The organism is Chloroflexota bacterium, assembly GCA_016219275.1.
In the GTDB taxonomy this organism is placed as follows: domain Bacteria; phylum Chloroflexota; class Anaerolineae; order UBA4142; family UBA4142; genus JACRBM01.
Genome location: JACRBM010000033.1, coordinates 77,947 through 98,172 on the forward strand (window position 1 = coordinate 77,947; position 20,226 = coordinate 98,172).

The 20,226-nt window shown below is 56.0% G+C and carries 16 protein-coding genes; 4 read left to right on the forward strand and 12 right to left on the reverse strand.

Annotated elements, in window-relative coordinates; genetic code table 11:
• Positions 1–38 precede the first annotated feature (38 nt).
• The 3 genes from HY868_07215 to gyrA all read right to left on the reverse strand — a co-directional run bounded on the left by HY868_07215 (position 39) and on the right by gyrA (position 3,707).
• Complete coding sequence (locus tag HY868_07215) at positions 39–500, reverse strand: cytidine/deoxycytidylate deaminase family protein (protein ID MBI5301909.1); 462 nt, start codon at positions 498–500, stop codon at positions 39–41.
• A 49-nt stretch (positions 501–549) separates the two neighbouring features.
• Entirely contained in the window at positions 550–1,176 is a 627-nt protein-coding gene (upp, locus tag HY868_07220; protein ID MBI5301910.1) for a uracil phosphoribosyltransferase, read from the reverse strand.
• 71 nt (positions 1,177–1,247) lie between these two features.
• Positions 1,248–3,707 (reverse strand): DNA gyrase subunit A, encoded by a 2,460-nt coding sequence (gene gyrA, locus HY868_07225; GenBank protein MBI5301911.1) that lies wholly within the window; start codon positions 3,705–3,707, stop codon positions 1,248–1,250.
• 192 nt (positions 3,708–3,899) lie between these two features.
• Here gyrA and HY868_07230 point away from each other — a divergent pair, with 192 nt between their 5' ends.
• Together HY868_07230 and HY868_07235 are read left to right on the forward strand one after the other, a co-directional pair.
• Positions 3,900–4,763, forward strand: a complete 864-nt coding sequence (locus HY868_07230; GenBank protein MBI5301912.1) for an isocitrate lyase/PEP mutase family protein — start codon at positions 3,900–3,902, stop codon at positions 4,761–4,763.
• A 121-nt stretch (positions 4,764–4,884) separates the two neighbouring features.
• On the forward strand, positions 4,885–6,237 hold the full coding sequence (locus HY868_07235) for an MmgE/PrpD family protein (protein ID MBI5301913.1): 1,353 nt from the start codon (positions 4,885–4,887) through the stop codon (positions 6,235–6,237).
• A gap of 44 nt (positions 6,238–6,281) precedes the next feature.
• Here the strand turns inward: HY868_07235 and HY868_07240 are convergent, their stop codons facing one another.
• From HY868_07240 to HY868_07280, 9 genes are all read right to left on the reverse strand, one after another.
• Positions 6,282–7,043, reverse strand: a complete 762-nt coding sequence (locus tag HY868_07240; GenBank protein MBI5301914.1) for a methyltransferase domain-containing protein — start codon at positions 7,041–7,043, stop codon at positions 6,282–6,284.
• A 199-nt stretch (positions 7,044–7,242) separates the two neighbouring features.
• Positions 7,243–8,721 carry a DUF4139 domain-containing protein gene (locus HY868_07245; GenBank protein ID MBI5301915.1) on the reverse strand — a complete coding sequence of 493 codons (1,479 nt, stop codon included), beginning with the start codon at positions 8,719–8,721 and terminating at the stop codon, positions 7,243–7,245.
• A 199-nt stretch (positions 8,722–8,920) separates the two neighbouring features.
• On the reverse strand, positions 8,921–9,577 hold the full coding sequence (deoC, locus tag HY868_07250; protein MBI5301916.1) for a deoxyribose-phosphate aldolase: 657 nt from the start codon (positions 9,575–9,577) through the stop codon (positions 8,921–8,923).
• A 73-nt stretch (positions 9,578–9,650) separates the two neighbouring features.
• Positions 9,651–10,313: a GerMN domain-containing protein gene (locus HY868_07255; GenBank protein MBI5301917.1), complete on the reverse strand. Its 663-nt coding sequence runs from the start codon at positions 10,311–10,313 to the stop codon at positions 9,651–9,653.
• A 1-nt stretch (position 10,314) separates the two neighbouring features.
• Complete coding sequence (locus HY868_07260; GenBank protein ID MBI5301918.1) at positions 10,315–11,544, reverse strand: FAD-dependent oxidoreductase; 1,230 nt, start codon at positions 11,542–11,544, stop codon at positions 10,315–10,317.
• A gap of 2 nt (positions 11,545–11,546) precedes the next feature.
• Positions 11,547–11,909 carry an endonuclease domain-containing protein gene (locus HY868_07265; GenBank protein MBI5301919.1) on the reverse strand — a complete coding sequence of 121 codons (363 nt, stop codon included), beginning with the start codon at positions 11,907–11,909 and terminating at the stop codon, positions 11,547–11,549.
• A gap of 232 nt (positions 11,910–12,141) precedes the next feature.
• Positions 12,142–14,721, reverse strand: a complete 2,580-nt coding sequence (locus tag HY868_07270) for a tetratricopeptide repeat protein (GenBank protein MBI5301920.1) — start codon at positions 14,719–14,721, stop codon at positions 12,142–12,144.
• Between the two features lie 93 nt (positions 14,722–14,814).
• A complete protein-coding gene (locus tag HY868_07275; GenBank protein ID MBI5301921.1) occupies positions 14,815–15,228 on the reverse strand; it encodes a type II toxin-antitoxin system VapC family toxin in 414 nt (137 codons plus the stop codon).
• Entirely contained in the window at positions 15,200–15,460 is a 261-nt protein-coding gene (locus HY868_07280; protein ID MBI5301922.1) for an AbrB/MazE/SpoVT family DNA-binding domain-containing protein, read from the reverse strand. The genes HY868_07275 and HY868_07280 overlap by 29 nt, the downstream gene beginning before the upstream one ends.
• A 197-nt stretch (positions 15,461–15,657) precedes the next feature.
• Between HY868_07280 and HY868_07285 the strand changes: the two genes are divergently transcribed.
• Together HY868_07285 and HY868_07290 are read left to right on the forward strand one after the other, a co-directional pair.
• Positions 15,658–18,408 carry a DUF2723 domain-containing protein gene (locus HY868_07285; protein MBI5301923.1) on the forward strand — a complete coding sequence of 917 codons (2,751 nt, stop codon included), beginning with the start codon at positions 15,658–15,660 and terminating at the stop codon, positions 18,406–18,408.
• A 1-nt stretch (position 18,409) separates the two neighbouring features.
• The gene (locus HY868_07290) at positions 18,410–20,167 is read left to right on the forward strand and encodes a phospholipid carrier-dependent glycosyltransferase (protein MBI5301924.1); all 1,758 of its coding nucleotides are present in this window, start codon (positions 18,410–18,412) and stop codon (positions 20,165–20,167) included.
• The last annotated feature ends 59 nt before the right edge of the window (positions 20,168–20,226 follow it).

Below are 20,226 nucleotides of genomic sequence, written 5' to 3' on the forward strand. Positions count from 1 at the left end.
TTAAGAGGAAAATGAGCCGCATGTAAACGGCGTGTAAATTACTTGATCACACTCGGCGGCGGCGCGGGCGTGCGGTCACCCAAATCGAAATGGTCTACGCGCACACCAGCAGTCTTGAGATACTTCATCGCTAATTCGTCCGGGTAATTGCCAGCATAAATGACATGCACTAGCCCCGCGTTGATAATCATCTTGGCGCAGACGTGACACGGTTGATGCGTCGTGTAGATCGTGCCGCCCTCGAGCGAAATGCCGTGCAACGCGGCTTGGATGATCGCGTTCTGTTCCGCGTGCAAAGTACGAACGCAATGCCCGTCTATCACTTCACATCCTTCATCGAGACAATGCGGCAGACCTTTTGGCGCGCCGTTGTAACCGGTTGTCAGGATGCGTTTGTCCTTGACGATGATTGCTCCAACTTGCGCGCGCAAACATGTCGCGCGACGCGACACGTCGAGCGTGATGTCCATGAAATATTGATCCCAGGAGGGTCGGTTCATGTCAGTCATCAGTGAACAGGTAACTGTTTACTGTTCACTGTTCACTTGGTTATCCCGTTCCAAACTGCCGGTCGCCCGCATCGCCCAAGCCGGGAACGATGTACGCGTGTTCGTTGAGATGATCGTCCACTGCCGCGAGATAAATCGGCACGTCGGGATGCGCGTCCTGCAATCGCTTGATGCCCTCCGGCGCGCCGATGAGTCCGACGTACTTGATGCGTTTCGCGCCCCAATTCTTGAGCATCCGCGCCGCTTCGACGGCGGTGCCGCCGGTCGCGAGCATTGGATCGAGAATCACGCACACGTCCACCGTTGGCGCGACCGGGAGTTTATTATAGTAGCGCACCGGTTCGAACGTCGTGTGATCGCGATACAAACCCAGGTGCCACACTTCGGCGGCAGGCATCATTTCCCAGAAACCTTCGACCATGCCCAATCCCGCGCGCAGAATCGGCACGAGACCGATCATCTCCTTGAGTTCAAATCCCTGGGTTTGCGTCAATGGCGTAGTGACGTTCTTTTCTTGGAGCGCCAAATCCTGGGTTGCTTCGTACGCGAGTAGAATGGAAATCTCGCGGATGAGTTCACGGAATTTTTTCGGCTCGGTTTTCACATCGCGCAACATCGCGAGTTTGTGGAGCATCAACGGATGATTTGAAACGTGGACGTTGGACATGATTCCTCCAGTGAACAGTGAACAGTGGGGCAGTGAACAGTAGCACTGCCCGGCTGTTCACTGTTTACTGTTCACTGTTTACTTTTCTTTTCACTTTCCAGCCGTGCGATACTCGCCACCGCGTCGCCTTCTTTCAACTTGATGACTTCAGGTTCCTTCGACGTGCGTTTACTCTTGGGCATATTCGCGACGCGCGCGCGCAACACGTGACCATTCGTCGAGATGATCGTCACGTCGTCTTCTTCGTTGACGACGCGCGCCGCCGCGACGATGCCCGCGCGCGCCGGATCGCGTCCGAGCGTCGAAACGCCCTTGGTGTAGCGACCCTGGATCGAATAATCTTTGATCGGCGTGCGCTTGCCGTACCCTTTCGTCGTCACAAGAAGCACGAATCCATCCGGCTGAACCTGGTCCATCGAAGCGACCTTGTCGCCCTCGTTCAACTTGATGCCGTAGACGCCACCCGCCGCGCGACCTTGCACTGGCACGTCTTCCTCTTTGCAACGCAACGCTTGACCTTGCTCGGTGACAAAGAACAATTCGCCGTCGCCGTGCGTGAGCCGCGCCCAACCCAGCTCGTCGCCGTCCGCAAGGTTCAACGCGGCAACACCGCTCGCGCGAATCCCGTCGAACTCAGCGAGCGGCGTGCGCTTGACGCGCCCTTGCGCGGTCGCCATCGTCAAGAATTCGGCTTGCGAAAAATCGGAGACCGCGACGGCGGAGGTAACGCGTTCGTTTTGCTCGAACGAGAGGAAATTGTTGAGTGGCAGACCTTTCGGCTGGCGTTCGACATCCGGCGCTTGATGCGCGCGGAGCGGGTACACTTTGCCGCGATTCGTGAACAGCAAGAGCGTGTCGCGCGTGACGGCGGGAATCAAGTACTGCACCGCGTCTTCTTCGCGCGTCTGCACACCCTTGGAACCGGTCGCCGTGCGGCGCACCGAAGTCAGCGGCATTCGGCTTATGTAACCGCGTTGCGTCACCGACACGAGCACCGCTTGCTCCTGCACCAGGTCTTCTTCCTTGAACTCGGTCTGTTGTTCCTCGGTGGTGCCTTCCGAAATGTGCGTGCGCCGCACATCGCCAAAGCGTTTTTTCAAATCGGTTAGTTCTTCGGAAATGACGCCCAGGATTTTTTTGGGATGCTTGAGCAAATCTTCGAGGAACTTGATTTGCTTTTTAACTTCGGCAAGTTCATCTTCGATCTTTTTGCGTTCCAATGCGGCGAGGCGACGCAGTTGCATATCGAGAATCGCTTGCGCCTGAAGCTCGCTCAACTTGAAACGCTTGATCAAACGTTCCTTCGCCGTGTCTGCATCCGGCGATTGGCGAATCGTTCGGATAACTTCGTCGAGATGATCGAGCGCGATTTTGAGTCCTTCGAGAATATGCGCGCGCGCTTTGGCTTTTTCGAGATCGAATTTGGTGCGGCGCGTGACGACTTCTTGCCGGTGTTGCACGTACAACTGCAACATCCGTTTGAGCGACAAGACCTTCGGCTCGCCTTCGACGAGCGCAAGCATGTTGATGCTAAACCCAGTTTGCAGCGGCGTGTATTTGAGCAGTTGATTGATGACCGGTTTCGGGTCCGCCCCGCGCTTCAATTCGACGATGATGCCCATGCCCTGCCGGTCGGACTCGTCGCGCAAATCGCTAATGTCTTCGATCTTGCGGTCGCGCACGAGATCGGCGATGCGTTCGATGAGCGATGCCTTGTTGACCTGGTACGGCAGTTCGGTGATGACGATACGCGATTTGCCGCCGCCCGCTTCTTCTGTGTGAATCTTGCCGCGCACGACGATGCGCCCGTTGCCGGTCGCGTATGCTTGCTTGATGCCTTCCGCGCCGAGGATGATACCTGCCGTCGGAAAATCGGGACCCTGGACGAATTTCATCAGGTCGTCCATTTCGATGTCTTCAATTTTTTCCCAGTTCGCAATCAGGTAATTGATCGCGTCAACGAGTTCGTTCAAATTGTGCGGCGGAATGTTCGTCGCCATGCCGACCGCGATGCCCGCCGTACCGTTGAGCAACAAGTTGGGAACTTTGGCGGGAAGGACGCGCGGCTCGCGCATCGTGCCATCAAAATTGTCGCTAAAATCCACCGTGTTCCGATCAATGTCGAGCAACAGCTCTTCCGCGATTTCGGTGAGGCGCGCTTCGGTGTAACGCATCGCGGCTGGCGGATCGTCGTCTATACTGCCAAAATTTCCTTGTCCGTCAATCAACGGATAGCGCATCGTAAAATCTTGCGCCATGCGGACGAGCGCATCGTACACGGCTTGGTCGCCGTGCGGGTGATAACGCCCTAGCACATCGCCGACAATGCGCGCGCATTTTTTATACGCGACATTGTGGCGCAAACCCATCTCGCCCATCGCGTACAGGATGCGCCGTTGCACCGGTTTGAGTCCATCGCGTACATCGGGCAACGCGCGCGAGGTGATGACACTCATCGCGTAATCCAAGTACGCGTTCTTCATCTCGTGATCAATTTCGATTGGCTTGATGATGCCGAAATTTGATGCCATTAAAATATTTCTCCCGGAATTTATCCGCGCTCATTATACTCAATTCCGAACAAAAATGCTATTTCAAAAAACGATGGACTTGTACGCAACGAACCATTTGGAATTTTGATTTTTTGTCTGAATCTCCGTATACTGCATCTCGACTCGCAGCGCGACGCGCAACCATCGCGAACGCGCCAAGGATCGAAAGAAATGAACCGAACCACTTTCCTCCGCACACTCCTCGCCGAACCAAGTATTTTGATTGCACCCGGCGCGGCGGACGCACTGACCGCGCGCTTGATCGAAGAAGCTGGGTTTCGCGCGGTGTACGCGACCGGCGCCGGCATCGCGAACGCTCAGTTCGCTCTGCCCGACATCGGCTTGCTGACGATGACGGAAATGATCGCACATATTCGCCGCATCGTCGCCGCAACTACCGCGCCGGTAATTGCCGACGCGGACACCGGGTACGGCAACGCGCTCAACGTTCAACGCACGATCCGCGAGTACGAGCACGCGGGCGTCGCCGCGATTCAACTCGAAGACCAGGTCAGCCCAAAAAAGTGTGGGCATTTTTCCGGCAAGGAAGTGATTCCCGCCGGGGAAATGCTTCAGAAAATCCGCGCCGCGCTGGACGCGCGCGCGGATCGCGACCTGGTATTGATCGCGCGCACCGACGCACTGGCGACGCACGGTTATGCCGAAGCCGTTCGCCGCGCGCAATTGTACGCGCAAGCCGGCGCGGACGTGATCTTTGTCGAAGCGCCCACCGAACCCGAGCTGATCGCGCGTTTACCGCGCGAGATCAACGCGCCGCTCCTGTTCAACATGACCGAAGGCGCGAAAACACCCATGTTCAGTGCACGCGAGTTGCAAGAGTTTGGCTACAAGCTCGTCATCTATCCAAATACACTGTTACGCGTTGCAATGCACTCCATTCAACATTCGCTCGCGATTCTGCGCGACGAAGGATCGAGCGCGTCACTCGTGTCGCGCATGATCGCGTGGGACGAACGCCAACGCGTCGTGCGACTGAGCGAATTCGAGGAACTCGACAGCAAATTTGCCAAGTGAACATTGCGCGCGGAGAATTGTAGAGCAAGTTTCCAACTTGCCTTGCTTCACAAGATCGGGACCATGAGCAAGTTGGAAACTTGCCCCACAGAGGAGTCAAGTGAAAGATCGTTATCAAGACATGTTCGCGACGTACGCAACAAAAAACCATGCCTTGCCCACTGACACGTTGCACGAGGTCAAACGCCGCATCATTGATTCGTTCGGCGTAATGTGCGCGGCGATCAACGACGATTCGCCCACCGTTGCACGCGCGTACGCTGAACAGTATCCGCTGCAAGATGGCACGACTATTTTTGGATCGCGCCTACAAGCCAACCCCGAAGTTGCCGGGTTTGCGAATGGCGTCGCCGTGCGTTATCTCGATTTCAACGACACGTACCTCTCGCGCGAACCGCTCCATCCGAGCGATTGCATTCCTGCGTTGCTCGCGCTCGCCGAGTGGAAAAACCTGGGTGGGCGCGCGCTCGCCGAAGCGATTGCGATTTCGTACGAAATCAGCATGAACTTGTGCGACGCGGCAAGCCTGCGCCAGCATCGCTGGGATCACGTGAATTACATCGGCATCGGCGTCGCGGCAGGCGCGTCGCGTTTGTTGAATCTCACCGCCGAGCAAGCCGCGCACGCGATTTCCATCGCGATGGTGCCGCACGCGGCGATGCGCCAAACGCGGGCGGGCGAACTCTCGATGTGGAAAGGCGCGGCGGCGGCGAACTCGGCGCGGCATGGCTTGTTCGGCGCGCTGCTCGCGTCGCGCGGATTGACCGGACCGTTCGAACCGTTCATCGGCGAGATGGGCTTTATTCGCCAAATGCTGGGCGGCAATGCGTTCGACGACGCTGCGCTCACGCGCATCGCGCGCGGCGACGCGCCGCATCGCATTTGCGATTCGTACATCAAAAAATATCCGGTCGAATATCACGCGCAAAGCGCCGTGGATGTCGCGGTGGAATTGCACAACGAAATCGGCAACTGGGAAAACATCGCGCGCGTCGAAATCGAAACGTTCAAGGCGGCGTACGAAATCATCGCGATGGATCCGGAGAAATGGAAACCGACGACGCGCGAGACCGCCGATCACAGTTTGCAGTACATTGCGATTGCCGGGCTGATTGACGGTCAAGTAGACGAGTCTACTTTTTCCCCGGCGCGATTACGCGACGCACGCATTCGCGATCTGCTCGCGCGCACCCAGTTGCGCGAATCCGCGGAACTGACCGCGCGCTATCCGGAAAGTATTCCGAATCGCATCACGGTGACGATGAAAAACGGCGCGGTCCACTCGCGCGAGGAGCGTTACCCGCGCGGACACGCGGGCAACCCGATGAGCGACGATCAAGTCGCCGCCAAATTCAATCGGAACAGCGCGCGCGTGTTCGCGCAGCGCGAGCAGGCGCTCGACCTGGTGTGGCGGCTGGAGCAACTCGATTCGGTCGCGGAATTGACTCGGCTTTTGCCAAAACAAGCCGACTAGACAGAAACCAGGTTTCTTGAAGAAACCTGGTTTCTGCATCTCACTTACGTTTTCCGGCTTGCGACGTGCCGCCGACCATATTTTTTCCACACGATGTAATGCGACAAGCCGAACTTGCGTAGCGACGTTTGCTCCAGCGCGTAGGTCGCCCAACGCAAGAACCGGGCGAGCAATGCGCTGCGCCGCGCGATTTTGTCGTAGCCGGGAAAAATCTGGGTCTGCAAAAGAAACTCGCCATCGAGTTCGCTAAATAAATCAACGATTTCGTTTAGACGATACGCGCGCACATGCGGCGCGAATTTGTTGCGCCACTTGTCAGGCAGCCAACCGATAAACGGAATGTTGCCAAAAACGTACCACTTGCCAAAGTATGCGCCGTGCGTTTCAAACGGATACAAGCGATTCGGCGCGAACACGAGCATGCGCCCATTACGTTTCAAAACACGACTCGCTTCGCGGATCGTCGCGCGGTCGTCGGCGACGTGCTCGATAACTTCGTGTAAGAGAACAACGTGGAATGTATCGTTGGCGAACGGCAACGCTTCGGACGCCGATGCCGCGATGTGAATCAATCTTTTTTTGCGGTGCGCGTCCTCTAACTTTTCGATGTCCGAGTCCACACCGAATTCATGCGCGCCGAGACCGCGAAACTTGTCGAGGTACGTGCCAATACCACAACCGATGTCGAGAATCATCACGCTGGGGAAACGCACAAAGCGGCGCATCAAATCAAGGCGACGATCCTGACCAAAGCGCCAAACGTACGAAGGATGACCGAGGGTGATTGCTTTGTCGTCTTGGCTCACACCCTTATCGTATCAAAAAACCAGGGAAAATGCAATAAGACCGCAGACAGCGGAGCACCGACCGCGGCGTTTACACCGCATGATTCCCGAACAGTCCGCCTGAACTGGGTTCATCAAAGAGTGATAATGGCAATAAGAAACCTTCCAGGTTTTCGCACAAGCGCCTGGAAGGTCTTGGAATCAAGTCAGCGGTCGTGCATTACCACGAATACCGCACGGTGTAATTCACAACCTTTTCGCCGTCGGACGGAACGCCCACGCGAAACTCGATGGTCTGCGCGTCGGTCTTGATATAATCCTGGGTCAGGTTTTTCAATTCCCAATTCGACCAGCGGAACAGGTGCTCGACCGCGCGTACTTCGACTGCTTCTTTTTTGTGATTGCGAAGTTTGATCTGGTACGTTTCCTCGATCACGCGGTCGCTGACCTTGGTGAAATTCATTTGCTTACGCTCGCCCACCACGTCGAACGCATTGCCGATGTTGAGCCGAATCATCTCGTCTTTCGGCGTGTGGTCAATGTTGTCCTCGCCGATGAACTGATTGCCGCCATCGCCATCGGCTTTGTAGACGCGAATCGTCCCTTTGGGCAATGGCATCCCCATTTTGTTCGCTTCGTTGTTTTTGAACTCGACCATGACCGCGACTTTGGAGTTGCTTGTCTTGCCGTAATTCGCATCGGTGATTTGGTAACCGTAGAAACGGAGATTGCTCGCGCCATCGTAAACGAACAGTTTGTTGATCGGCACACCTGCCGCCGTCGCAAATTCGATCTGCTTTGTCTCGCGGTTACGAATTGTCGTCGCGCGTTGCAACGCGTAGAGGTGGTACTCGAAGAAATCTTGTTGCGTGAATTGCGGTTCGGGTTTCGCCGCGGCGGTCGGCGCAGCCATCAGCGCGCCATCGCGCGCGGCAGGCGCCGGCGTCACGCGGCGCACATCGCCCGCGACGAGTTTTAGTTTCGCGTCCTCGTACGTCGCGCCGCTTTGATTGTCCACGGTCACCCAGCCATTCAGATTCATCGCCGTGTCCTTGTCGTTCACGACGACCACGTAATTCGCTTTCCACGTAATGCCGTTCGTCAGGTATGTCACCTGAGCGTCGTGATTACCCTCTTTCGCCGCGTTGACCATCCAGACCAGGGTCGGCTTGGTGATGAGACCACCGGGCAATTGCGGGAATTTCAATTCGCGCACGCGCGCGAGTTTCACCGTCGTGACTTGCCCATCCTCGCTCTGTAAAATAATATCGTCCGAGCCACTGAGCAATTTGCCGGTGTACTTGCTTCCATCCTCGGTTACGAGCGACACGGTTTGATCCAAATACTTTTGCAAAATCTTTTGCGAGCCAACGATATCGTACGCGTAATTCTGTTCGAGCACGCGCGTGTTGCTCGGATCGGTCAGCGAGGTGAACTGCACACTCGTCGGATCAATCTGCGACGCGACATCGGTGAAACGAATTTGGTTTGCACCCGACTTGAGCTGAAGCGTGCGCCGATCCTTGACGAGCGCGACGTTTTGATTGTAAACGGTAATATCCACACCGGCACTCGCCGCACTCGCCGCCGGTGTGGTGGACGAAGATAACGGGTTGCCGCCCTGACAGCCCACGGCGAATCCAAGAATCAACAACAATCCAATAGACACACACACCAGAAAAATTTCTCGTCGTAACATCGCTGCCTCCCGGCGAATCACCCCTCCCTTCCCTCCCCTTGGCAAGGGGAGGGCTAGGGTAGGGTTACAATTTTGGTTTTCACTTTCAAGACGTTGGCGAAGTGAAAATAGTTCCAACCCCCACCCCAGCCCTCCCCCGCTTTCGGCGGGGAGGGAGTCGAATGAAAAACCTTCGAGGCATCACCTCGAAGGTTCTGGGTCACTCGTTCACGATCTGCGCGATGTTCGCGGAGGCAATTCTCGCCGCGCCGGCTTCGAGCATTTGCCGCGCCGCTTTTTGGGTCGCGATGCCACCCGCCGCGCGCACCGGCAAATTCGGACACGTCGCGCGCAACAAGCGCACATCGTCCGGCGAAACGATCCCAGGGCTAAAGTCGGTCGCCGTCTTGAGCGTGGACGCGCCCGCGACTTCGGCAAGTTTGCACGCACGCACTTTTTCTTCGTCGGTCAGCAAACCCACTTCGAGAATCACACAGACCGGATGCAACCGCGCGATTTTCGTCACCGTTTGAATGTCGTTCTTGACCGCGAGGTCATCGTGATCGCGCAACGCGCCGATGTTGATGACCATTTCGATTTCGTCCACGCCGCGCTGAATCAAGTCTTGCGCGGCATACATTTTCGTCGCCGTCGAAACGCCACCGTGCGGAAAGCCGACGACGGACAGCACCTTGACGCGCGAATCCTTCAACACTTTGCGAACGTGCTCAATGTAGTGCGGTTTGACGACAACGGCGAAACAATCCGTTTTGATCGCGAGTTCGCAACCGGCTTCGATCTCGGCGCGCGCCAATTGCGGCGCGAGCAAAAGCAAATCCATTTTTCGAACTAACTCGAGCGGCGTCCAATTTTCCATTCCCGTCTTTCCTTGATGCGTTTATCAGAATCCAGGTTTCTTGAAGAAACCTGGATTCTATCTCCGATTCCAACTACTTGTCCGACAAAAGCGTTTCGAGCGGCTTGCCATTGATCCAGACCGCCACGCGCTTGACCGTCGCGAATTGTAGCGCGGTCTCTTTGATCTGCGCGTCAACGCGCGGATTGTCGCACACACCACCCAGTTTCAGCGAGCCGCTCAACCGAATCTCGGCACGTTCATTTATAACCGAAACGCTCTCAATTTTCAAATCGGACATGGCAAGCGCGTTGTGCAAACCGGACTGTCCGTACTTGGTATCGCGCACCGCGAGCAATTCGCGCAGCACGGCGGTGAGCGGCGCGGTCGTCGCCGGGATCGCGCGCTCGACCGCGATGATGCTGTCGTCGCAACCGATCTTTTTGCCGGACTTGCCATTGTCTTCGAGCGCAACGAAAAATAATTTGACGCGCATAGTGCCCGCCGCGAGTGTCGTCGTCGGTGCGGGTCGCGTCGCGGTCAAGGTGCGCGCGGGAAGCGCGGTTGGTTGCGTCTGCGTCAACACGAGAGTCGGTATGACGACCGGCGTCGCAACGACCGGCACAGTAATGATCGTCGGCATCGCCATCGTCGTCGGCGCTTGCGTTGGCGCGATGGTTGGCGTGGGCGTGCTGGGTGTGGCAGACGAGCAAGCGACCAAACCAATCGCGCAAACGATCAACCACAAATGTTTCATTTCACTCTCCTTTCAAAAATTCGCGAATCGAAATCGCCGCGCTGGCGCCTTCGCCGACTGCGCTGGCGACTTGCTTGGTCGAACCGGCGCGCACATCGCCCGCCGCGAAAATACCGCGCGCGCTCGTCTCCATAAAAGACGGAATGCGCTCGATGCGTTCGCCGTGATGCACGAGATCGTGTCCGGTCTTGATGTAACCCCACTGATCGAGCGCGACCATCTCGCGGACGATTTGGTTATTCGGCACTTGACCGATAAAGATGAACGCCGCGTCGGGATATAATTCCTCGACCACACCCGTCGCGATGTTTTGGGTAACGATCGTTTGCAATTTGCCCTTGCCGCGAAATTCGGTAACGCGCGTATTGAATTTCACTTCGACCGCGCTCGGCATTGCGAAAATCTTATCTTGCGCGAATTGGCTCGCGGTTAAGCGTTCGCCGCGCACGAGGATCGTCACGCGTTGGGCAAACTTGGTGAGGAACAATCCTTCTTCGACCGCGCTGTTGCCGCCGCCGATCACGACGATTTGTTCCGCGCCTTTGTAAAACGGACCATCGCACGTCGCGCAAAAGTGAATGCCCGCGCCGATGAAATCGTCTTCGCCTTGCGCGTTGAGCTTGCGATAGTCCGCGCCGGTCGCGACGAGAATCGCTTGCGCGCAATAACGACTACCATCGCGCAAGTGAATGATCCGGTAATCGTCCGTCGCCTCGATGCGCTCGACCTCTTGCGCTTGCAAAATCTCGACGCCAAAGCGGCGCGCTTGCGCAACGATGCGTTCCGCAAATTCCGCGCCGCTCAATCCTTCGGGAAACCCAGGAAAATTATCAATCGCGCCGGTGATGCTCGCCTGTCCGCCGAGCGCGCTCTTTTCGATGACGAGCGTCTCGATACCTTCGCGCGCAGCGTAGATTGCGGTGGTCAAGCCCGCGGGTCCACCGCCGACGACGATGAGATCGTAGAATTGCATCTTGGCTTGCGTTTGCAGACCCAGCTTTTGCGCGAGTTGTGCGTTCGTCGGCTCGACGAGGAACGATCCATCGGCAAACACAATCGTCGGGATGATGCGCTTGCCGTTGTTGATTTTTTCGATGTACGCGCGCGCGGCGACATCTTTCTCAATGTCCACCCAGTCATAGTGCACCATTTGCTCGCCGAGAAACTTTTTCGCGCGCTTGCAGTCCGGGCACCACGTTGCGCCGTAGACGGTAATGTTTGTTCGGGACATGACTACTCCAATGCATTGGAAATCTGCAATAGCACAGATTCGATATTCTGTAGAATTTCGTTATTCCAAAATCGTATCACGCAATAGTTTTTTTGCTCATTCAACCATTGCGTTCGTTTAGCATCATACTCGATTTGAGCTGGCTCACCGTGATTATCTCCATCAACCTCAACGACCAATTTTGCTTCCGCACAAAAGAAATCCACGATGTACGGACCGACCGCGTGTTGTCGGCGAAACTGCACGCCGAGTTGATTGTCGCGAATGTGATACCATAGCTTCTTTTCGGCAGGCGTCATCGCTCGGCGCAGTTCGCGGGCGCGATATTTGTTCGCTTCGGTCGTGCGCCAACGATTTCGAGTCATGCTTTTGCTCCTAGTGCATTATTAACAAAGCAGTTGTGCATTGCAAAAGATTTTGTAGCGCAAAACGCAGCCCCAATGCAAAACAAGATTGTTATAGATGCACTAGGATGCGATGTTCGACGATCAGCCCCCATCCCCAGCCCTTCCCCCGTTCACAAAAAACGTGAACGGGGGAAGGGAGTCCGCTCGCGTGTCCCCTCCCCTGTTCGCTGAACTTGCGAACGGGGGAGGGTTAGGGAGGGGGCTGGTTCGCCTTCAACCTCTCCACCAACTCCCGTACCTCCGCCAAATCCCTGTGCCGCAGCCGCTCGTAAATCTTCAGCGCATCTTGCGCCAGTGGCAGCGCCAAGTCCACGTGCCCTTCTGCTTCGTGCACGCGCGCCAAACTATATGTTGCCTCTGCAACCCATTCCTGGTTTCCAAGTTCTTTCGCTAGAGCAACTTCTTTTTCAAACCACTCTTGCGCTCTCGCCCACTGCTTGCAATCACAAGCAAGTTGTCCCAATTCACTGTAGACTTTTACTTCGTGTCCGCGACTTCCGCGCTTGCGTGATAATTCCAGGCTTTGCATGTAATATCTTTCTGCAATCTCATATTCTTTTTGGTCACGTGCTATCGTTCCCAATTGGTGGAACGTTACTTCAAGTTGTAAATCCGAAATTGAATTGTGCGAATCAGAAAGTGATTCTTTCAAAAGACGAGCAGCCTCGGTGTAATCTTTCTTCTGAAACGCAGCCATTCCGAGAATAAATGGACCAAAAGTCGTATCACGCTTCGCGATGTGCCCAAGACTATCAGCCAATCTATCTTGCCAATATACTTTATCCACATCGCTACCGCGCGCTTCGCTAATAGAAAACAAAGTCATGGCACAAAAGGCGGCATTGCGCCAATTTCCCATACTATATGCCTCTTCATATGCGGTGCCGTTCAGAATCAATGCTTCATCCCAACGTCCAGAAAATCGCAGGAATTCATCTATAGCGCGCACCAATTCAATATAGAGTTGCGCTTTATCTTGCCTCGCAATTGTATTGACTTCAGCAAACCATTTTATCGCCGCGTCTAGGTTTGCCCACTCAGTCTCAAGTTGGCTATACGTTTTACAACTTTCCTTACTACTTCCACCATATTGTTCTGCATAATCCACCCAATATTGTGCAAACCGCATTCCAGTTTCGCGTGCAACATTCGCATCGGCAAGTAGTTCGTCGCGGACAAAGGCGCGCGTGAGTGGATGCAGGGCGTAGCGTTCTTCGCCTGCCAGCACGTCCACCAGCGACAGCGCGCTCAAGCGGTCAATTGTCGTTTCCAACGCGTTGCGCGACAGGTCCGCCACTTGCATCCACGCCTCGAACGTCGCGGAGGGGACAAAGAACGAGAGCGCGCCGAGCGCGGCTTTATCGTTCGTCGTCAACTCTTTGTGCGCTTCTTGGAAAATAAATTTCTGCAAATCGGGGTCGTGATTGCCGCGCAACATCGCCAGCGCGCCGTCAAACGTCAACGCGGCGCGCACGCGCATCAAACCCAGCGTATGCACCAACGCCAGCGGCGAACCGTTCGTCTCATCGTACAATTCCTGCCAGCGCGATTCTGGAACACGGCGCAGTTTGTTTGCCAGTCCGACATCGCGCGCCATTTCGTTATCGATGATGCCGCGCGCCGCGTCCCAATCCAATTTCTCAACGCGCAACCACACCGCGCCTTCGCCGCCGCGCCGTCGGCTCGTGATGATTGCCTTGCACGCTTGCGGCAGTTCGCGCAGAAAATCCGCCATCGCCTCCTGCTCCTCTTTCGACAGCGTTTCGAGATTGTCGTAGATAAGGAGCGCGCGCGACGCGCGCAACGCGTCGAGCAGCGCGCGTCGTTTTTCGTCGGACGACAGTTTTGGAATCCCAGGTTGCCCCAGCACGCGCGCGGTCTCGTTCAAGAAATCGTTGAGCGTGCGTGCGGCAGGCGTTTGCGCTTGAATGCCAGTCGGCTTGAGAATGTTTTGCTTGGCGGTGATAAACACGAACGCGTCGAATAACGAAGTATCCTGCGCGCGATACGCGGCTTCAATCGCGAGCGCGGTCTTGCCGATGCCGCCGATGCCATCCACGAGGACACCCCACGTGCGGTCGGCGGGGCTGAGCGCGCGCATCACCACGTCCATCTCTTTCGCGCGACCAAAGAACGCGGCGCGGCGCGGGAGGTTGTTGGGGGTTTGGGGCGCGAGGATTTGCGCGACTTCAGGCGTGATGGGCGTTTTCGATTGCTCGCCGTACTCGATGAGCAGTTTTTGCAGATTGTCGAGCGCGAGTTTCTCAAACACTTCGGGTGTGTCGAACGATTGCGTCAAGACGCGAAACTCGCCTTGCGGGTCTTGAATCTCTTTGAAGAAATCCTTGACGCGCTGCGCCTGCGCGAAATCCGCGTCGAGTGGAATCGCGCGCGTGCAACGATACATCACGATGCGCGGCTTTTTGAATTCTTTCCACAAACGATACGCCACGCGGAATTCTTCTTCCGTTCCCGACAAATATTCTTTTTGCGTCTGCGGGTCTTTTCCACCAGGCGGCGTGCCAAAGCGATGCCACAAGATGCCGACGAAAATATCCCACGAGGTCGGCTTCAACTGGTCAAAGATAATTTGCTGGGCGCGACCCGCGTCAGGCACAACCGCGCGCCAGTCCACGACTTCCAGCGTCAAGCCGAGATAATCCGCTGTCGGCTTGAGCGACGCGACGACCGTTTCCAACTTGGCGCGTTCCGTCGCCACGTCGGATGGTGACGCGGCAAAGATGCGGAGTTTCTTGAGTGTGTCTGGCATTGTCAACACCTTTTATGGGACACAGATAAACACTGATGAACACAGGTTTTTCTTTTGCATTATCAGTGTTCATGTGCGTTAATCTGTGTCCCATTAATTTTGCGGCAACCAATGAATCTTGACGTGGCTTTGCAGTTGCTTGAACTCGGGATCGCCCGTTACGATTTCGAGTTTGTGTTGGCGCGCCAGCGCGGCGGCAAAACAATCGGCATACGCCAGCTTGTGCTTGGCTTTGAGTTTGGCGGCTTGGTTTGCCAATTCCCAATCCACCTCCACCATTTGGAAACCAAGACCCAAAATTTCTTTAATGGCTTGGTCGGCGTCCGCGGCGGCGCGCGCGCGTGCCATGCTGTACCATACTTCGCCCAGATTGATCACCGTGACGAGCAACCCATTTTCAATGTCTTGCGCTTCGGCGATCAGCGCTTGCACCTGCTCCGCCGCGGGTTCATCTTCGAGAAACGCCATCAATGCCCAACTATCGAAGACGCGCGGTTGCTTTGCCATCTTCCAGCTCCCTTTCGCGTTTGCGTTCCGCCATCAATGCTTTGAGCGCGCCCGCGCCTTTGAACATGCCGCGCACGCGTCGAATTTGCTCGCGCGTAACGGGTTGCAGAACGATTCGCCCATTCTCCTCAAAGACGTGAATCTTGGTGCCGGCTTTGATTCCGAATTTGCGTCGCAATGCCACAGGAATCAAAACTTGACCTTTGGTTGTCGCCGACGTATAGGTTTGCATTTTGCCTCCTCCGCATCAGAGTATAACATAATTATTAAAGTAACACAATTTGTTTTGTATTACATGTGCTGGAAACTGCACCCAACGTACCCGGCGCGGCTCCCCGCGCGTCAGCGCCGCACCCTGCCCTCCTAACGAAATGCTACAGCACCACGCACTTTGCGAATCTCCCTAGTCTGTGCTATATTTTCCGCGCTATGAAAAGCGAAATCACCAAACGCGATTGGTTTCTCAGCGCGATGTTGTTCGTCGGCGCACTCGCGTTGTACGCGCGCACGCTCGCGCCTTCGGTCGCGTTTCTCTTCGACGATACACTCGACTTTCAGTACAGCGTTACACGCCTCGGCATTCCGCATCAAACTGGGTATCCGCTTTACACGCTCCTCGGCAAACTCTTTTCAGTCGTCGTCCCGTTGAACGATGCCGCGTATCGCTTGAACCTTTTCACCGCGCTGTGCGGCGCGCTTGCCATCGCGATGCTGTACCTCGTCGTGCGGCAACTCACCGCGTACCGCATCGCCGCGTTCGTCGCCGCGCTCACGTTCGCGGTGAGCAAGACGTTTTGGGAGAACGCGGTCGTCGCCGAAATCTACACGCTGCAAATGCTCCTCACGACACTCGTGTTGTTTCTCGCGCTCCGTCACGCGTCACGCACACCTGCCCTGGCGGACGGTGCCAGGGTCACGCATCACGCGCTCTACGCGCTCGCGTTCGTGATGGGCTTGGGGCTCGCACATCATCGCTTGATCGCGCTCACGTATCCTGCCATCGCGCTGTACGTTTGGTTGAGTGATCGCGCGATTCTGCATGATCGCAAAATTTTGATTCGCGCCGCGATTGTTTTTCTCGCGCCGTTGTTGCTCTACCTGTACTTGCCACTGCGCGGAAACATCGGCTCGGCGGATGGCACGTACGAGAACACGCTCGGCGGTTTTTTCAACTGGGTGATGGCAAGTCAGTACACCGTGTTCCTCACTAGCAATCCGTTGAACATTGAGCGCAATCTCGCGGATTACTGGACGCTGTTTCAAAACGAGTTCGGCATCGTCGCGCTTGCGCTCGCGGTGCTCGGCGCGGTGTGGCTGTTGCGTCGTCCGCGCGAGTGGGGATTGATCGTCGTCGCGCTGATCCCGATCACGCTGTTCGCGTTCAACTATCACGTCGCCGATGTATCGGTCTTTTTCCTAACGACATTTTTGCTCTGCGCGATTTTTATCGGCGCAGGCGCCGACGCCTTGTTAAACGTATTTTCGATTTTCGATTTTCGATTTTCGATTTTCGTTCAAGCCGGCGCAATACTACTCGTTCTATTCATTCCCTTGAACTTGGTACTCAACAATTTCGCCACGAACGATTTGTCGGCAAAATGGGACGTGCACGATTACGGACTCGATGTGTTGAGCCAGCCGCTCGAGGCGAATGCGACGATCATCGGCATCGTCGGCGAAACAACGCTTGTGCGATACTTGCAAGAAAATCGCGGCATTCGTCCCGATGTGCAAACCATTCCCGCCGACGATGAGCGTGCGCGTCTTGCCGCCGTCGAACGCGCACTCAAAGAAAATCGCGCGGTGTATCTGACGCGTCCGCTCAAGGATGTCGCGAACGCATATTCGCTCTCGTCGCGTGGCGCGCTCGTGCGCGTGCAACCTGGCTCTACGCAAACCCTCACGCCGCAACAATGGCTCGACGCGGATTTCAGCGCGGTCAAGCTGATTGGTTTTGATTTGGATACCACGCGATTCGCCGCGATCCCAGATCATTGGCACGCGGAGAATGGTCGCGTCGCGCGGGTAACACTGTACTGGCAAGTGACGGATTCCATCGCGCGCGATGCGATGGTGTCTGTGAAAATCGTACGCGCGGATCGGCGCGTCGTCGGTCAAGTGGATCATCGTCCTGTGAATGGCGCGTATCCAACGACCGCGTGGCGCGTCGGCGAAATTATCACGGACACGTACGATGTGCCGCTGTTTCTCGGTGTAACGCCCGGCGCGTACGCGGTGAACGTTACAATGTATGACGCGTCGTCGAACGCGGTGCTCGGTCAGCGCGACATCGCGCCGCTGCAACCTACCGCAGACACATCTACGCCGCGCCGCGAGTTGTGGAACATCGCGCATATCGCCGACGCCGATTTTGGTGCGCTGACGCTTGCCGGTTATTCGCTCGACACCGAACACGCGCCATTGCGTCCCGGCGATGTCTTGCCGCTCACCTTACTTTGGCGCAGCGGCGCGAACCCCGTGCCTGACAGTCTTGCCGCGCGCTTGTGGCTCGAGGACGCGAACGGCAAAACGGTCGCGAGCCGCGAAACGGCGATCAGTGTCGGTTATCCGCCGTTCGATTGGCAACCGAATTCGTTCGTGCGCGATTGGTCGTCCGCGCGTGTGCCCGCGAATGTTGCCGATGGAAAGTACGTCGTGCAATTCGCGCTCTCGCGCAAAAACGAATCGCTAGGTTCGTCATTGTTCCCGTTCGTGCCGACTGTCGTGCGACTGGGTACCGTGCAAATCAAGAATCGCGTGCGGGCGACGATTGCGCCACGAATCTCACAACCCGTCGAAGTGCTCTTCAACCAAAAGGCGCGCTTGCTGGGTTTCGATCTCGCGCTGGATGAGCAACGCAACATGCGATTGATGTTGCACTGGCGCGCGCTCGCATTGATGGACACCTCGTACACCGTGTTCGTCCATGTGCTCGACGCGCAAGGAACGGTTATCGCATCCGGCGACGCCGAACCTGGGAATGGCGAGTTCCCAACGACTGGTTGGATCGAGAACGAGTACATCGCGGACGTTCACACGTTCAACATTCCCGATGCGGCGCTAGCAGGTACATATCAAATTGAAGTTGGATTGTACGATACGACGACAGGTACACGTTTGAAAACCGTAGATGGTCAAAATCGTGTGATTCTCACTACTGTCAATCTTCCACTTCGATAGGATGAAAACTCGCTTTGATTTCACACGACTCGCGTTTCCCGTTCTGCTTGGCGCGTTCATCGCGCTTGCGTCCGCCTACAGTATCGTGACTCCACTCGGGGAAGGTCCTGATGAGGTTTCGCACTTTGCGTATGTGCAGTATGTGATCGCGCATCACCGCTTGCCGATGCCTGAAGGCGCGGTTTTGGGCGAATCGCATCAACCGCCACTGTATTACATTATCAGCGCGCTCGCCGTTTTCTGGATTCCGCAGGACGAATTCGCGCCAATCGCCAACCCCGACTTTGCTTACGACAAGCCGCAGACCCCGAATCTTTTATTGCACACCCGCCGCGAAGCATTTCCCTATCGAGACGCTCCGCTGGCATGGCACTGGCTGCGTCTGCTCTCAGTCGTCATGGGCGCGGTCACAGTCTGGGCAACGTGGCACATCGCATCGGTATTTGTCTTGAATGACCCCTGGATCGTTTGGGGGGCGACCGCTTTCGTTGCCTTTCTGCCCGCATTCACATTCCTCAGCGCATTGGTGAACAACGACAACTTGATTATCATGCTGTCGAGCGTGAGCGTGTTACAAATTTTTCGGATCGCGCAGAAACCACCACGCCTGCGCGATGCTGCTCTGTTAGGCGTACTGCTGGGATTAGCGACGCTCGCCAAGTTGAGTGGCTTGGTCGTTTGGTTATTTGTTGGAGTTGTCATGGCATTGCTCGCGTGGCAAAGCCGACAGTGGAAAACCTGGATGATTCAGGTGACCATCTGTTTCGGAGTGGCGGCAGTCATTGTCGCGCCCTGGATCATTTACAATCTGGCAAACTATGGCGATCCACTCGGCTGGGCGCTAGTGCTCTTGACCACACCCCAGCGTCTTACTCCGATGACGTCTGATGAACTGGTCAAAATAATCGGCTGGGGTTTGTACACCAGTTTCTGGGGACGCTTTGGTGGCGCGCTGCACCTCAGAATGTCGGATGCAATATATGCTATCCTTGGAATCGTGCCGTTGCTCGCGCTGCTGGGTTGGATGCGCCATGCACGCGCCGCACGTTCGGCGAATCACGCTACTCACACGCGCGCGCTTGTTGCCGCGTTTGGCGTGTTCTGGGCAGTGATGCTTACCGCATTTGCGCGCTGGACACTTACTGTACTAGGAACGGATCAGGCGCGGCAATTGTTTCCAGGACTAGCCTTGTTCGTGATTGTCTTGACGCTGGGGGTGGGGTACCTTTTTGGAACACGCAAAAAAATCGCACTTGCCGCGATCTATGGCGGATTGTTTGCGTTGAATCTCGCCGTTCTGCTATATCTCAATGTAACTTTTGCCGGAGCGCCGCAGAATCCAACTGCGTTACCCAAGCTGGGTGGCACGGCTGCCCCGGCAGATTTCGGAAACGCGATTCGCGTGCTCGATTATCGCGTCGAGCCGGCGCGGGTCGCGCCGGGTGATTCGATTATTACGCAAATCCAATGGCAAGCGTTGAGCGATGGAACGGAAAACTATTGGTTGTTACTCCGGCTTGGCGCAGAAGATCCGGTGGCGGAAAAGGAGGGTGTCCCAGCTGCTGGTCACCCTACGACGGATTGGTGGCAAAGAGACCAAGTATTTACATCGCACCATACGCTCGTCGTTCCAAAAGATACCGCGCCGGGGACATACACACTATGGCTTGGCTTGCATCCATTCGAACGCTGGGAATGGCTGCCGGTGCGCGGAAATGAGATGATGGGGCTAGGCAATATCAAAATAGAAATTCCATAAGGTGAACATCTTTGCCGAATTTGGATTGACTCTATTTATCGCTTTGCTGGCGGCATGGG

What these genes read in the sequence shown, in the direction of transcription:
- HY868_07235 (MBI5301913.1), top strand. Translation starts at nt 4,885, where the DNA reads ATGTTCGCGACGTACGCAACAAAAAACCATGCCTTGCCCACTGACACG.
- deoC (MBI5301916.1), bottom strand. Translation starts at nt 9,577, where the DNA reads ATGGAAAATTGGACGCCGCTCGAGTTAGTTCGAAAAATGGATTTGCTT.
- gyrA (MBI5301911.1), bottom strand. Translation starts at nt 3,707, where the DNA reads ATGGCATCAAATTTCGGCATCATCAAGCCAATCGAAATTGATCACGAG.
- HY868_07255 (MBI5301917.1), bottom strand. Translation starts at nt 10,313, where the DNA reads ATGAAACATTTGTGGTTGATCGTTTGCGCGATTGGTTTGGTCGCTTGC.
- HY868_07290 (MBI5301924.1), top strand. Translation starts at nt 18,410, where the DNA reads ATGAAAACTCGCTTTGATTTCACACGACTCGCGTTTCCCGTTCTGCTT.
- HY868_07230 (MBI5301912.1), top strand. Translation starts at nt 3,900, where the DNA reads ATGAACCGAACCACTTTCCTCCGCACACTCCTCGCCGAACCAAGTATT.
- upp (MBI5301910.1), bottom strand. Translation starts at nt 1,176, where the DNA reads ATGTCCAACGTCCACGTTTCAAATCATCCGTTGATGCTCCACAAACTC.
- HY868_07245 (MBI5301915.1), bottom strand. Translation starts at nt 8,721, where the DNA reads ATGTTACGACGAGAAATTTTTCTGGTGTGTGTGTCTATTGGATTGTTG.
- HY868_07275 (MBI5301921.1), bottom strand. Translation starts at nt 15,228, where the DNA reads ATGGCAAAGCAACCGCGCGTCTTCGATAGTTGGGCATTGATGGCGTTT.
- HY868_07280 (MBI5301922.1), bottom strand. Translation starts at nt 15,460, where the DNA reads ATGCAAACCTATACGTCGGCGACAACCAAAGGTCAAGTTTTGATTCCT.
- HY868_07265 (MBI5301919.1), bottom strand. Translation starts at nt 11,909, where the DNA reads ATGACTCGAAATCGTTGGCGCACGACCGAAGCGAACAAATATCGCGCC.
- HY868_07215 (MBI5301909.1), bottom strand. Translation starts at nt 500, where the DNA reads ATGAACCGACCCTCCTGGGATCAATATTTCATGGACATCACGCTCGAC.
- HY868_07285 (MBI5301923.1), top strand. Translation starts at nt 15,658, where the DNA reads ATGAAAAGCGAAATCACCAAACGCGATTGGTTTCTCAGCGCGATGTTG.
- HY868_07270 (MBI5301920.1), bottom strand. Translation starts at nt 14,721, where the DNA reads ATGCCAGACACACTCAAGAAACTCCGCATCTTTGCCGCGTCACCATCC.
- HY868_07260 (MBI5301918.1), bottom strand. Translation starts at nt 11,544, where the DNA reads ATGTCCCGAACAAACATTACCGTCTACGGCGCAACGTGGTGCCCGGAC.